A 14,069-nucleotide genomic window follows, 5' to 3' on the forward strand; every position below is an offset into this window, starting at 1 on the left:
TGTTAGCGTTACTGGGATAGAAAAATTCACATTCTTTTTTGCCGCACACGTCGCAAGGCACGTCCCTGTGCCTGCGATGTGCCCGCAACATCCTGTTGCTGCTATTAAAAAGAATCTGAGTTTTTCTATTTGGAAAATCTGAAGAGATTAATCTCGTGAAATTATTGTTTATCTGCACCCATAATCGCTGTCGCAGCATTCTGGCCGAAGCCATTGCCCGTGACGTTATTGCTCAACAGGGCGCGAACTGGCAGGTACGCAGCGCTGGCAGTCAGCCTGCCGGAGAAGTGTATCCGGGCACGCTGGATTTTCTGCAGCGCAAGGGCATTGCGACCGAGGGTTTACAAAGCCAGAGCTGGGATGAATTCGAAGACTATTTTGCTGTGTCTGATGAACAGCCGGTGATTGCCATTACCGTGTGTGACAGTGCCGCAGGTGAGTCTTGCCCGCTATTTTTCGGTAAAGGTATTAAAGCGCACTGGGGGCTGCAGGACCCGTCTAAGTTAACCGATGCAGCCGGGCAGGCGGCGTTATTTGAGACCGTTGCCAGCACCTTAACTAAGCGTATTGAAGCATTAATCGCGGCCGACCTTGACGGCAGCGTGACAGGCGACAGCTCGCTGCGTCAGTTGTTAACCGATTTAAGCACAGTAAATTAAGAGACGGATTATGGGTATTTTTGAACGCTATTTATCGGTGTGGATTGCCGCCGGCATTATTGCCGGTGTGATCGCCGGATTATTATTGCCTGAGCTGTTTGCGGCTGTCGCTGCCTTCGAGTTTGCTCACGTCAATCTGGTGGTGGCGGTATTAATCTGGCTGATGATTTACCCCATGATGGTGCAGGTCGATTTTTCAGCCATTAAAGACGTGGGCAAAAAGCCCCAAGGGCTGGCGCTGACATTGATCGTTAACTGGTTAATTAAGCCATTTTCTATGGCGGCCATCGGCTGGCTGTTTTTTCATGGATTATTTGCCGACTGGGTTGATCCACAAACCGCCAGTGAATACATCGCCGGTATGATTTTGCTGGGGGTTGCGCCCTGTACCGCTATGGTATTTGTCTGGAGTCAGCTGACCAAAGGTGATGCTAACTACACCCTGGTTCAGGTGTCGGTGAACGATATCATTATGATTTTTGCTTTTGCTCCGATCACCGCATTTTTGCTCGGTGTCAGTGATGTTGAAGTACCCTGGGAAACCTTGCTGTTGTCTGTGGTGTTGTATGTCGTACTGCCGCTGGTGGCGGGGGCATTAACCCGCAAAGCACTTGAAAGTAAGCACGAAGCACACGCCATTGAAAGCTTTACCGGCACGTTAAAACCCTGGTCGATCATTGGCTTAATCAGCACCGTGGTGATTCTGTTTGGCTTGCAGGCGCCCACCATTGTTGAAAAGCCACAGGATATTGTGCTGATTGCTATTCCGCTGATGATTCAGACCTACGGTATTTTCTTTATCGCTTATTTTGCTGCGCTGAAAATGAAGCTGGCGCATAACATCGCGGCACCGGCGTGTATGATCGGCACCAGTAATTTCTTTGAGTTAGCGGTGGCGGTGGCTATTTCACTGTTTGGGCTGCACTCAGGTGCAGCGCTGGCGACGGTTGTGGGTGTGCTGGTGGAAGTTCCGGTGATGTTATCGCTGGTGTGGTTTGCCAATCGTACCCGTGGCTGGTTTGAGTACAAATAATACCGGGTATGTTGCATTAGCAATTCACAGCCAGAGAGTTTTTCGAAAGCAGCAACATGGATGTTGCGTGCCCATCACAGGCGCAGGGACGCGCCTTGTGATGGGTGCGACAGAAAAAGCTGTGTGGTTGTGGATTGCCGCTCTGGCTTCCCGCTGACGATATGCCGAATGATTTAAAGTGACTGTTATGACTGATCAAAATGTAAAGCAACCAGGGCCTGCCAACCTGGTGGACGAATGTTTTCAGATTCCGACGCCGGACAAGGTATTTGCCGCGGCGGCCAGCGACCATAAACCGCGCATTCTGCTGTTATACGGATCGCTGCGGGAACGGTCTTTCTCACGTTTAGTGGTGGAAGAGAGTGCCCGTATTTTAGAAAAAATGGGCGCTGAAACCCGCATCTTTAATCCATCGGGTTTGCCACTGCCGGACGATGCCGATACTGAACATGAGAAGGTTCAGGAATTACGCGATCTGGTGCAGTGGAGCGAAGGCATGGTGTGGTGTTCGCCGGAACGTCATGGTGCCATGACCGGCATTATGAAAGCGCAGTTTTCCTTATATACATTTAATATTTAATATTTGTTTCTATATAGTTTACTCTGATTGCAATAGAAACATTGCATAACCTGAGTAGGCTGATGTACACAAGAGTTGAGAAGTTAAGCACTATATACAATGGTTATAATCTAGATCCTCTCTGGGTTATCCTTGATCAGCACTCATCACTTCCCTTGTTGCCATTACTGTACACGACTCATATGGTTTTATATGGCACAGTACATGAGCTTAGAGATGATGTAGATGGCAGAGAACAGAGCTATCTGATAGAACGAGATATTACCCCCTCTACAACTCGATCTTATGTGTATTGCCTGTCTAAGTTCTTGAATTACTTAGAGTATTGCCACATTAAGCATGACACTCCAAACCTTCACTCATCGAATACTTGCTCCCAGAAGTTCATCAATCACTACCTCAATCACGAGCTATCTTCACAACTTGACTCGGTTAGCTCTTTAGAAACACACGCTTCCGCACTTCAGGCATATTTCAACTTCCTTGTAAGCATCGGTATTGCCTCAACGGTCAAGCTACGGATATTTAGGAAAACCCGTCAATCAATAGCTGAACGCAGCTCTAAGCAATTTTACATCCAATATGTGTCTCGCTACTGGCGACTAGAACTATTGAACTCCTGTCAAACTCTTGCAGAAAAACTAATGATCCGATTAGGCTATGAAGTAGGCCTAAGAACCTCTGAACTAATGGGATTACGTGTATCAGGAGTAAATTCCCTAACTTCCCTATTTAATCAACTAGATTCGCCTGAATCAGCCTCTATCAATCACTTTAAGTACAAGTTAGAAGGACGATACACAAAAAATGGCCGCTCTCGATATATCTATCTGGACAGCGTGCTGTTAGAAGACATGAAACGATATTTCTATACCGAGAGACATCAAGCATCTATGAAGGCAAAGACCAGAGATGGCAGTTTCTTCTTGAGAACCGACCAGAGGTTCATGGGAACGGGTATTGGTCCAGAACAAGGAACCCGAGTCTTTAGCCGACGTTCAAAAGAAGCAGGTCTAAACCCGTTACAAAGCTACCATGACCTTCGCCATACTTTTGCAACAGAGCTCTTTCACTCCGAACTAGATAACAACGAAGGAAGAGAAACCAGATCCGAATCCGCTGCTCTCATTGTCGTCGCTCAAAGACTAGGCCATTCCATATCAAGGAATGGCCAGGCTCCTGCAGTCACAACTCGCTATATTCGTATGCGTCTCCAAATGCTAGAGATAGAGGAATCCTGATGACTCAAACATCATCCAATCAAGCTAAGGCCAAAGCAAAACCCACGCAGAAGGAACAGAGCTTCGACTCATTACTTCCTTCGAAGCCTGAGCGCCTTGAAACCAAAGCAAAAAGAATCATTTTCAAAACGAGGGCAAATACAACTGTAATTGTAGAGTTGAAAAATAGAAATAAACACCACAAGTTAATTTTTGAGACCTTGCAAACAGCTGTAAATTCAGAGTGGTTCGAAAGCCTCACGATGCACTCACAAGAAACATACCATTACACAATCAGAAACTTCATCAGTTGGATAAATACTACAAAATATAAAACCAAAATCGCTAACAGATACGACATTTTGAAAGACTTCGAATCTTATCAAACCAACATAAAGAAAACACAAACAAGTCAACTCAAATATTTAAAAAAAATAATCAACCAGGGAATTTCATCAAAAAGACTAATTACCGAGGACTCAAAGTACCTTAAAACATTAATAAACATTTCTAAACCAGCTAAATCCCCACCTTCTAAATCATTCACACTATCAAACTGGTTCGACACTCCATGGATAATACCTTACATTACTGAAAGGCGTTACTTACAACTAGAGAGCCCTAAGATACTAATAAACAGTTTCAAAGTCACAATTGCAACCACGCTTTTATGGTTATTAGAACAAAGATCACACTGGAACAGCTACAGTACAATCTACTTCACAGCGACAACCCAAGACTGGTATATAGACTGGAATAGAGAACTAATTGCGCACACAGGTAAATCTTTTAAGAAGGGCCAACCTCAGAATAACTTTGTTAAATTAATGCTATTAGATCTTATTCATGACCATTCTATAAGCAAGATTAAAAGTCACATTTCAAAAAATGGCACAAAAAATCTCCCTAAAGAAGTCCATGGAGCGCGACAGCCAGCATGGAAGCGCCCAGTATTATTCTCACCAGAAAACCAATACAACTACTCAGAAGTAGAAGAACTTCTATGCGCCTGGTTACTTGCCTGCGAAAAAATTCAAGCAGGCGATATCCTGAAGCTAGAAGTTGGTAATTTTGCACGGGAATTCAATTCAAATGGAAACCTTATCGCCATACAATGCCAATACTTCAAAGGAAGGTCAGGGACCCACCATACAACCGAAGTACATAAAGGAAAAGACTGCTGGTCAAGAGCAATAAACAAATATATCGAAGGCCTCAACTCATCTAATTTATTTAATAAAGATCTTCAAAAGAGCATACAGTTCCCAGACACTAAAGACCGAAGAACCGTAGTAGGATTTCTATACGCAATATGGAGACTAGAGGATTTCAGAAAACCATTAGAAGCCGAATTAAAAAAAAATAACGCCAGCACTCTCTTTATTGACACAATGCTGGCATTTGACAACACCAGTGAGAGCTTCTCGAGATATCAGAAAATGAATTCAGGTTCAACCGTTACTGAATTCAAGAGAAACGCAAAAAAGCCACTACCCAAAAGCCTATTCACTCTCACGCATATTAAAACAAGCGCAGTACATGCCAATTCAGATAAGTATAGAGAATCCGATTTGGTTAATCACAATTCGCATTCCTCGATAACTGAAAAAGCATCATATATTACAGACCAAAACAAAGACTGGGTAAACCAATCAGGAAGAATTACAAGACTAGTAATTAACGACCTACAAAACACAGCATACGCGCCTTCAATTCCAAAAATAATAAAGTCCATCAACTCCTTAGAGCTAAAAACAAAAATCATTAAAGAAACAAACAATAAAAACTTCGAGTTATTAGAGACTTCAAAAATTGGTATAGAGCACATCCCTAGTGACAAAATAATAGTCCTAGACAATGAAGATACTGCGTTATATCTAATACATTATTTAAAGCAAGCAGAAGATAGCTTCGAAGCTCTGTGCAGAATCAGACCTGATTGGGTAGAAAAAACGCTAATTATAAATATTGAGTGGATGACCAGGATCTTATCTCGCCTAAAATCCTCACGGAAAGCAAAAGAAAGATATAAAGGTTTAAAAAACTCACTTCCAAATTTATTTGAACACATCAAGGAGACCAGCACTTGATTCAACCAAAAACTATCCAGAAGGCACTTAAAAGCAATCAATCGCTCCTAGAGTCCATACCGGGGTATCTAAAAGGAAAGACTTCAGATAACACCTGGAAATTCAGAAACACCCACGACAAAGAAATCACTATAAACTTTGACGACATAAAAACAATATCAGCGCGCCATAAAAACAAAACAATATCAAAACGGTACGATTTAACAGCAATAACAAAGCTGATATGGCTATCAGAAATAAGCAGTTCAACAACAGCAATTGATGCTTATGTAACGCGATGCACTGGAATAAAACTGGTATTTGAAGCTCTTGCAACAATTAATTCTTTAGAAATAAATCTTGACAATATAGAATCCATACTAAATTTCTTACTAACCCATACACTAAACGATGGCAGAATTGAGAGAAAGCCAGAAATAGTTAGCTACAGCACCTTCATTATCAGATCCAACCTAACAATGATACAACAGGCAATGATCGACAATGAACTCCATTTCATATCCCACAGAATCAACAAATCAACACTCCAAAAATCGCTAGAAAAAACAATCCCTTCAATTACAAAAAATCAACTCACATATAGCGATTGGGCTACGGGTAAATCTTTAGACCTCCTAACACTTGATAATGGCCGTTACTACATAGAACACTGCCTAACATATTTCGAAAATAATTATGCGCTGGCTATTGCCTTATCCAAGGTAATAAAAGATACAAATGATATTGCATCGACACTAAATCTAAAACCCAGCACAACCAGCCAACCTCTCACACTAATAATGAGAGGATGCCTTCCAGAAGAAATTAAAAGTATATGGGGATCCTGGCCTAAAGAATCTACAAAGAAAATATACAATGAAGCTATCACAAGATTTAACAAATACTACAAACGCGCACTATTAGAAAGCCACCTATTAAATGAGAAAAATATCGACTTAATATTAAACGAAATAGAAATAGAGCCTACTAAGGAGAATAATGATAGACTAAAAGTTATTTGCTGGACAATCCTATCAAACAAAGATGGTACAATAAAATTAGCGAATCACCCACCAAAATTCCCGATAAGAGAGATAAAAAGGCACATAAAACTAATATCGAAAAGAATAGATGAAAAGGAGTATAAATTTCCAACAGACTCTGAATACTTATCGTATGGCCTATCGAAGAAAAAGCATACTAACTCTAATAGTACATATCCAAGACAACTTATAAACCTTGTTCAGTCATCAGGAATCACTTCTATAGTTGCCCTAACCGGGTGGAGGAAGAGCGAATTTGGCTTCCCTATTTCTGCATCAGTACAATCTGACAATCTGGATAAGCTAGATCGATATGCATTTCCGTATAGATACCATGTAAACTGGTACATATATAAGACAAATGGAAAATCAAAATCAAATAGAGAAATCACGTTCAATATAATTACGATAGTGCATCGAATGACTGAGCTGAATCACTCTGGTGAAGATCTTCCCTGTGTGTACGAAACAAATCCTACAAATAGAAATCCGCATAACTCGCAAGTAGCGATACAAAAGCATGTTCGCCGAATGTGGCCTCATTTTGTTACCAATTATCAAGGTTTCACAAGGGCTTCAATTAAATCCCAATCCCCAAAAAACGATGAATATGCTGATCCACACCTTGAAATCACTAAAAAAAGAGTGCGAACTGAACTCCCTCGCGTAGAGTTTTTCTTAAGGAATTCTAAAGGAGATAAAAAAAATTGGCTGATTAGATACAAAACTGGGGAACTGAGAAAAGACTGGACTGACCTATTGGACCAGCACTTGCCGGAAGAGACAAAAGTTTGGATCGAATCGAGATCAGAGAAGGAATTAAAAAGTGCTACCGCTTCAAATTACGTTAGCGGCCGGCTTGTTGACGGCTGTATATACCCAAGTGCCCATGCATTCCGGCATATGTGGGCTGAAGCTGTATATAGAAGATTTGATGGAGATGCAGGCTGGATGATTCGCAGCCAATTTAAACACATATCTTCCACCATGTGGTTGAGCTATATCCGCGACAAAGACAATCGATGGAACCATCAGCAGGTCCAACAAAAGGTAGTGAGCTCCCTTGTAAATAACTACTTACTTCGAAAAGGAAAGGGCTACTCTGGGCAATTGAACACCTGGCTACGAAGATTGAGCCGTAAAACATCGATACACAGCTTAGAAGAGCAATCCAGTCTAGCTGAGCATTTAGCAACTACTGAAATTATCTCTATCAAGTCCAATCCTTGGGGATATTGCTTATTACGAAAACGCAGTCAGTCGAAAGCTCAGTGCGCTATTGACGGAGAACCCCATCGTTACAATGCCTCTCCTGATTTATGCTTGAACTGTACACACAACTTGATGCAGACTAACAATATTGATTGGTCAATATTTCATGCCTCTCAGCATGTGGAAGCCTTACATAACCCAGATATTCCTGAAATCTTTCAGGAATCCTCATATAAACTAGTAAAGAACGTATACCAACACACCAAAATGCTAGATCCATGTCATAAGGCACTTTCAGAACTACAAGAAGCGATGGAGTGCTACAAAAACAGGAAGCTCAAAAATGGTTCTTAACTATTTTAGTGATAAAGCCAAGGAGACAGCCCCAGCAGACGCTCCCGCTCCAACCTGGGTATCAAAGAAGAACGCAAGCTATGCAGCCTGGGTGTATGTAGAGGAGCTAAAGCTTGAGAAAATTCGGTATATAAAACGCCATCATAAAGTAAGCGACTATCTAGTTAAGAAGCATTACCAAATAAAAGGATCTGACATTGCTTCACATCTAAAAATCAATCGCTCATCTCTTATGAACACATCCTCATTTTCCTCAAAATTCAGGCAGTATTTGGACGAGACAAACACTTTCCTCACCAAGGAAAAAGAAAATAAGCTAAAACAGGCTAAAAATAAGCCTTCTCGTGGATCAATCAGAAGCAGCAAAGAAGAACTAGTTAAGGCAAATACCGAGCTCCGAAAGCAACTATCTACTCTCCAAGCTCAAAAAACAGAGGAGCTAGTGCACCGTACATTTGATCAGCTACCTCTGCCCATCAAGAAGAGATTAGGGATTGACTAAAGGCACCTCATGAAGAAGACGTTATTGGTAATAGCTCACGCTCCATCTCCCAATACAAAGGAGATGCTAGAAGCTGTCATAAACGGAGCATCAAACCCTGACTTCACAAACATCACTACCTGAGCACTTTCCCCTCAAGATGTACAACTAGAGGATATAAACGACTCAGACGCCATTATACTGGGTACAACTGAGAATCTTGGATATATGGCAGGACTAACAAAGGACCTGTTTGATAGGTGCTACTATCAATGTATTGAACATACTGAAGGCCTTCCTGTTGCATTTTATATACGTGCGGGCCATGACGGAACAGGGACACTCAGAGCCTTAAAAAGCATAGCTACAGGCCTTCGCTGGAAGGTCATTCAGGAGCCCCTAATATGCAAGGGTAGTTTTGACCCGAATTTCATCACACAATGCGAAGAGCTAGGCCTGACCGTCGCAGCAAGCTTGGACTATGGGATTATTTAAGCCCTGACGCTACCTGCGAATCTTATGGAAGCAAGCTAGCTGCTCGACACCCCAAAGGCTTCGCTATGAGATAAAGCTTCTCTACAGTGAGGTTCACTTCCCCACGTTCAATCCGCCCCATATAGCTTCGATCCAGGCCACAAAGAAGCGCAAGACCGTCCTGAGAGATATTCTTCTCCTTGCGGGCTTTTCTGATATTCGCTCCTATCTTTTTTGCCAGATCTTGCATGTTGGCCTCTTGTATTTGAAGGCCTAACTATCCAGCGTTGCGGATTAATCAACCACGGACTATAATCCGTATTTTGAATGCCCGAGGATAACCTCGTTCGTCCACATAGAATTAATGGGAAACGCTCTCATTTAAGTCAAGATTCCACTTAGGACAAAAGCAGCATGGTCGGACCAAGAGTTCAATAACCGAACAACAAGACCCAGATTCCCTTTCATGGGAAGAACCTTAAATACTATTCAACCTATCATGGAGGATTAATGAGAATATCCCAGATTATCGTCGCAACTATGGCAATGGCTCTAACATCTGTAGTGGTTCAATAATCCCGGACACCCAGATAGGTGGTAACCTTACCATCAAAGAGGTGTTCAATGACAAAAAGACAACGTCGATCATTCACTCCAGAGTTCAAGCTTGAGGCTGCATGCCTGGTGCTTGATCAGGGGTATTCAATACCAGAAGCCAGTCGATCGCTGGATGTTGGTGAAACTGCCCTGAGACGCTGGGTTGAGCAATTAAAGCAAGAGCGGGATGGTACAACTCCGAAGGCGAAAGCTTTAACTCCTGACCAGCAAAGGATTCAGGAGCTTGAAGCCAGAGTTAAACGGCTCGAAGATGAAAAGCGAATTTTAAAAAAGGCTACCGCTCTCTTAATGTCAGACGAATTCAAAAATATGCGCTGATAGACCGTTTGAGAGAGTGCGATACGGTAGAACTGGTCTGTCAGGCTTTCGGAGTGGAACGTTCCAGTTACTACGATTACCGAAGTCGGAAAAAGAAAATCAATGTTCAGCGAGTAAAACTCAAAGCACTGGTAAATCGAATATTTACGGAGGCCAGATCGAGCATTGGTAGCCGCGGTATCCGGAGTATATTGGCGGATGAAGGTGTAAACGCAGGCCGATATCTTATCCGTCGCCTGATGAAGGAATCAGGACTGATTTGCAAACAACCAGGTCCGCACAAGTACAAGCGGGCCTCCGTTGAGCACATTGAAATTTCTAACAGGCTGAATCGCCAGTTTGAGGTAGCTACGCCAAACAAAGTATGGTGCGGTGACATTACTTACATCTGGACGGGCCATCGCTGGGCGTATCTGGCCGTCGTCATGGACTTATACGCTCGCCGTGTCGTTGGCTGGGCAATGTCAGAAAAAGCCGATAAAGAGCTGGTGATAAAAGCTCTTGATGAAGCATGGAATCGGCGAGGAAAGCCTTCTGGTGTCATGTTTCACTCAGATCAGGGGAGTCAGTATATGAGCCTGAAATTTCGCCAACGGCTGTGGCGATACAAGATGGTTCAAAGCATGAGTCGCAGAGGTAATTGCTGGGACAATGCACCGATGGAGCGATTATTCAGGAGCCTAAAAACGGAATGGATTCCTGACCTTGGGTACCGCTCATTGGCAGAAGCGAAAATGGATATTGGGAGTTACTTGATGGGCTATTACAACCAAAGACGGCCACATCAGCTGCATGGTGGAATCAGCCCTCAGGCAGCAGAAGAAAAACTTAAAACTGTGTCCGGTATTAGTTGACCACTACAGATATCCTTGGAACAATTAATGACGGCTTACCGTACCCTATTGCATGCTCAAACCTATGCGGTGTTTCTGCTAACAAATTTGTGTTAGATTTTCCGCTTTTCAGTCGCATTTCTTTTACAATTTCAAGCCGTTTTTTAATAAAAGGGATACTAAGCGCAAGCTTCAGATCTTCATCCTCGATCCATAGGCAATACCTTTCCACCCCATGAATAAATTCATTTGAGCCTACATACCGCTTAATAAACTTTCTTGAAACTTCAGACTCTTCCAACAGCCTATTCTTTTCTTCCAGGTCTAATATCAACCCACCTCCATCAGTTGGAATACTTCCCCTGACAAGTTTTGACAATCCAGATATGCTTTTCGACCTACTCTTTACAATCAGACTCTCACCGGCAAGCAAGTACGAATTGATATTTTTAACTTCAATAGATCGATCATTTGTGTAGATGTGTTTCTTGAAATCACTTACCTTACCTAGACCGATAATGACACACATGATTCTGGCTTTTGCTTTTGCATTGTTTTTCCACCAAAAAGAAGTATGCGCGAATCTAATCTCAACACCCTGTCCAAATATATGGGGCCACAGCATTTCTACTTGTGAACCTTGCGTAATTGAATCAGTAGATACAAATGCAACTTTAGCTGAACCATGTGCTATATACTTAGCCGCAACCAGAAACCAGCAGCCAACATAATTTAAATTTTTTGTTACCTTTCTTCCTTCACAAAGTGATTTAATATCCTCTTTCTGTTCACTGTTGCACTGACTAGCACCAGCGTACGGAGGATTACCAATCACGTATACCTCGCCTTCGGGTCTGCACACCTCTATCCAGTCTTTTCTTATAGCATTACCCTGAATTACATTGCCGCCGCTTTTTAAAGGCAAATTAGGGATAGCCTCACCAAATTCTGACTTAAACTCCAAATTCATTTGATGTTCGGCAAGCCAAAGCGACAAGATAGCAACTTCATGTGCAAAGTCATCAAGCTCTATGCCATAGAACTGAGACAGTTTAATTACGGAAAATGGTTGAGAAATCTGCCCCGTCTTTTCAAGTTCAAGCTCTTGTAGTCGCTTTAACACCTCCATTTCCAACTTACGCAATTCTTTATAAGAAATAATCAGGAAGTTACCGGAGCCGCAGGCGGGATCGAAAACCTTAATATCACCTAAACGCTGTTGCAGCTTTTGCAACTTGGTCGCACTGTTCTCAACCTTTTCGAGCTCTTCATAGAGTTCATTTAGAAACAGTGGCTCAATCACCTTCATAATATTGGTGACAGAGGTATAGTGCATACCCATACCACCACGCTGATCAGGGTGCACTACAGCCTGAATCATGGAGCCGAAAATATCAGGATTAATATCAGACCAGTCCAGCTCACTACCACACTCAATCAGCATGCGGCGGGATTTAGCGGAAAATGTTGGTGATGGAATATCATCAGCAAACAGGCCGCCATTCACATAAGGAAAGTTGGCCAGATAATCAGGTAACTCATCTCGGTCACTATCAGCAGTATTCAACACCGTAAATAGGCGATTCAAATAGCTGGATAGATCGCTACCATCGTTTTTGGTATGAGACTTAATTGCCAAGCTGAACTGGTTATCATCGAATATCTCGGTATCTTCAGCAAAGAAGCAAAACAGCAGGCGAGTTAGAAAGACATTAAGGTTATGCAGTGCATCAGTGTCGTCCCCATTTGACTCATCAAAGTTATCACCCTTGATCAAATCAAACAGCTTGGCCATTTTCTCTGCCGCCTTAACATCAGCAGGGTTCTCTCCCTGATAGACGGCCTTTTCCATACCAGCCCATGGTAGGAAGAAATCAAACTGCTTCGCTAGCTCATCCAGATTGATATCAAGAGAATCCGATGTTTTGGTATCTACCGCCAGCAACTGATCGAAGTTGGTAACGATGACAAAGCGGATCTTGTTAGTAGTTACCAGCTTCTCCTTACGCATCTGGTCAATCTCAGCATGTAATGCATCACCTTCCACATGCTTGTAATAGAGATGACGCTTCCAGATGGCTGTATCGTGATAGGGGTCATTATCCTTGGAAGCAAGGTTTCGCTCGCCGGACCTCAGCCTAGTTACAGACTGCTTTCGGTGGCCATAAGCTAATAGGAGTTCATATATGAAGTCATCTTGCGTAACTTCGCCTGTATTTAGGCTTGAGAGTAATGCTTTAACATTTTCTTCAATTTGAGCGATATTCATTCAGATCTAATATCCATTTCGAATCTTAAGGTGGTGAGGAGAGCAAAAACCTGATTAAACTAGCGACAACTCACCATAAAGGACTGGTATAGGGCTGGAATACTACACCCGAGGCGAAGCTGGAACAACTTGAAGTGTCATATATCAATAGACAAATGAATCAGGCATACCTCTGATATTCCTGAACCTGAAAGAACAAACACCAACCCTGATTAAAAATCAAACACCTCTGTCTTAATCATATACATGTTAATGTTCAGATAATCGGCGATGCGAAGCACTTGGATGAACTAGAAAATCCATTTTTCAAAGCAGCTTCATGCAGCCCACGCATCAAAATGGATGCCGAGAATTTTGTTGCCAGAAATTTGTTGCCTCAATAGAGGTTACTTCCCATATATATCAAGAACTTAAAGCAAACTAGCAACAAATTACTCTTATTTCATATTCGTATAAACTTCGATTGACTGGATACCGTTAGCGCTGGGTGCGGTGCGTCCGACCCAGGGCAAAACCCTGGCTGTGATGCAGGTGTGTGGTGGCTCGCAGTCGTTTAATGTGGTGAATCAATTACGGGTATTAGGGCGCTGGATGCGTATGTTAACTATCCCGAATCAGTCGTCGGTGGCTAAGGCCTGGGCGGAATTTGACGACAACAACCGCATGAAACCATCCGGTTATTACGACCGCATTGTGGATGTGCTGGAAGAGCTGATGAAGTTCACCTATCTGGTGCGCGACCGCAGTGATTATCTGGTGGATCGTTATTCCGAGCGTAAAGAAAGTGCAGAAGAATTAATGGCCCGGGTGAATCAGCGCGACCTGTAAAATGCCTCTACTCAGGGGTTCGATGAGCTGCATCAAGCCAGGCGAAACAAAAACCAATCTGCTGACTTTAACGCTGCC

General features: G+C 42.7%; 10 protein-coding genes and 2 pseudogenes. 10 read left to right on the forward strand and 2 right to left on the reverse strand.

Features of this window, described 5'->3' with window-relative positions; translation table 11 throughout:
• The first annotated feature begins 155 nt into the window (after window positions 1–155).
• From ACFOMG_RS02585 to ACFOMG_RS02620, 8 genes and pseudogenes are all read left to right on the forward strand, one after another.
• The gene (locus ACFOMG_RS02585; RefSeq protein WP_376864592.1) at window positions 156–659 is read left to right on the forward strand and encodes an arsenate reductase ArsC; all 504 of its coding nucleotides are present in this window, start codon (window positions 156–158) and stop codon (window positions 657–659) included.
• Between the two features lie 10 nt (window positions 660–669).
• On the forward strand, window positions 670–1,692 hold the full coding sequence (gene arsB / locus ACFOMG_RS02590; protein ID WP_376864593.1) for an ACR3 family arsenite efflux transporter: 1,023 nt from the start codon (window positions 670–672) through the stop codon (window positions 1,690–1,692).
• A 187-nt stretch (window positions 1,693–1,879) separates the two neighbouring features.
• Window positions 1,880–2,245: pseudogene (locus ACFOMG_RS02595) on the forward strand (NAD(P)H-dependent oxidoreductase); the annotation flags it as partial.
• 209 nt (window positions 2,246–2,454) lie between these two features.
• Window positions 2,455–3,513: a tyrosine-type recombinase/integrase gene (locus tag ACFOMG_RS02600; protein WP_376864798.1), complete on the forward strand. Its 1,059-nt coding sequence runs from the start codon at window positions 2,455–2,457 to the stop codon at window positions 3,511–3,513.
• Window positions 3,513–5,582 (forward strand): hypothetical protein, encoded by a 2,070-nt coding sequence (locus ACFOMG_RS02605; RefSeq protein ID WP_376864595.1) that lies wholly within the window; start codon window positions 3,513–3,515, stop codon window positions 5,580–5,582. Before ACFOMG_RS02600 ends, ACFOMG_RS02605 begins: the two co-directional genes overlap by 1 nt.
• Window positions 5,579–8,170, forward strand: coding sequence for a hypothetical protein (locus tag ACFOMG_RS02610; protein ID WP_376864597.1), 2,592 nt, complete (start codon window positions 5,579–5,581; stop codon window positions 8,168–8,170). The genes ACFOMG_RS02605 and ACFOMG_RS02610 overlap by 4 nt, the downstream gene beginning before the upstream one ends.
• Complete coding sequence (locus ACFOMG_RS02615) at window positions 8,160–8,672, forward strand: hypothetical protein (protein WP_376864598.1); 513 nt, start codon at window positions 8,160–8,162, stop codon at window positions 8,670–8,672. The genes ACFOMG_RS02610 and ACFOMG_RS02615 overlap by 11 nt, the downstream gene beginning before the upstream one ends.
• Window positions 8,673–8,828: 156 nt before the next feature.
• Window positions 8,829–9,146, forward strand: a complete 318-nt coding sequence (locus tag ACFOMG_RS02620; RefSeq protein ID WP_376864799.1) for a flavodoxin family protein — start codon at window positions 8,829–8,831, stop codon at window positions 9,144–9,146.
• A 22-nt stretch (window positions 9,147–9,168) separates the two neighbouring features.
• Here the strand turns inward: ACFOMG_RS02620 and ACFOMG_RS02625 are convergent, their stop codons facing one another.
• Window positions 9,169–9,375, reverse strand: a complete 207-nt coding sequence (locus ACFOMG_RS02625; RefSeq protein WP_376864600.1) for a helix-turn-helix domain-containing protein — start codon at window positions 9,373–9,375, stop codon at window positions 9,169–9,171.
• Window positions 9,376–9,749: 374 nt separating this feature from the next.
• Here ACFOMG_RS02625 and ACFOMG_RS02630 point away from each other — a divergent pair.
• Window positions 9,750–10,915 (forward strand): IS3 family transposase gene (locus ACFOMG_RS02630; protein WP_376864602.1). Its coding sequence is split into 2 segments (ribosomal slippage): window positions 9,750–10,008 and window positions 10,008–10,915, totalling 1,167 coding nucleotides; the frame shifts between segments, so codons are not numbered across the junction.
• Here the strand turns inward: ACFOMG_RS02630 and ACFOMG_RS02635 are convergent.
• Complete coding sequence (locus tag ACFOMG_RS02635) at window positions 10,908–13,163, reverse strand: DNA methyltransferase (RefSeq protein ID WP_376864603.1); 2,256 nt, start codon at window positions 13,161–13,163, stop codon at window positions 10,908–10,910. The genes ACFOMG_RS02630 and ACFOMG_RS02635 overlap by 8 nt on opposite strands.
• A gap of 462 nt (window positions 13,164–13,625) precedes the next feature.
• On the opposite strand from ACFOMG_RS02635, the pseudogene ACFOMG_RS02640 reads away from it, so the two are divergent.
• Window positions 13,626–13,991, forward strand: a pseudogene (locus ACFOMG_RS02640) (NAD(P)H-dependent oxidoreductase); the annotation flags it as partial.
• Window positions 13,992–14,069: the final 78 nt, after the last annotated feature.

The organism is Bacterioplanoides pacificum, from assembly GCF_042648445.1.
GTDB classification, from domain to species: Bacteria; Pseudomonadota; Gammaproteobacteria; order Pseudomonadales; family Oceanobacteraceae; genus Bacterioplanoides; species Bacterioplanoides pacificum.

Excerpts from the sequence above, each read along its gene's own strand:
- arsB (WP_376864593.1), top strand. The coding sequence starts at position 670 with ATGGGTATTTTTGAACGCTATTTATCGGTGTGGATTGCCGCCGGCATT.
- ACFOMG_RS02600 (WP_376864798.1), top strand. The coding sequence starts at position 2,455 with ATGGTTTTATATGGCACAGTACATGAGCTTAGAGATGATGTAGATGGC.
- ACFOMG_RS02605 (WP_376864595.1), top strand. The coding sequence starts at position 3,513 with ATGACTCAAACATCATCCAATCAAGCTAAGGCCAAAGCAAAACCCACG.
- ACFOMG_RS02615 (WP_376864598.1), top strand. The coding sequence starts at position 8,160 with ATGGTTCTTAACTATTTTAGTGATAAAGCCAAGGAGACAGCCCCAGCA.
- ACFOMG_RS02625 (WP_376864600.1), bottom strand. The coding sequence starts at position 9,375 with ATGCAAGATCTGGCAAAAAAGATAGGAGCGAATATCAGAAAAGCCCGC.
- ACFOMG_RS02635 (WP_376864603.1), bottom strand. The coding sequence starts at position 13,163 with ATGAATATCGCTCAAATTGAAGAAAATGTTAAAGCATTACTCTCAAGC.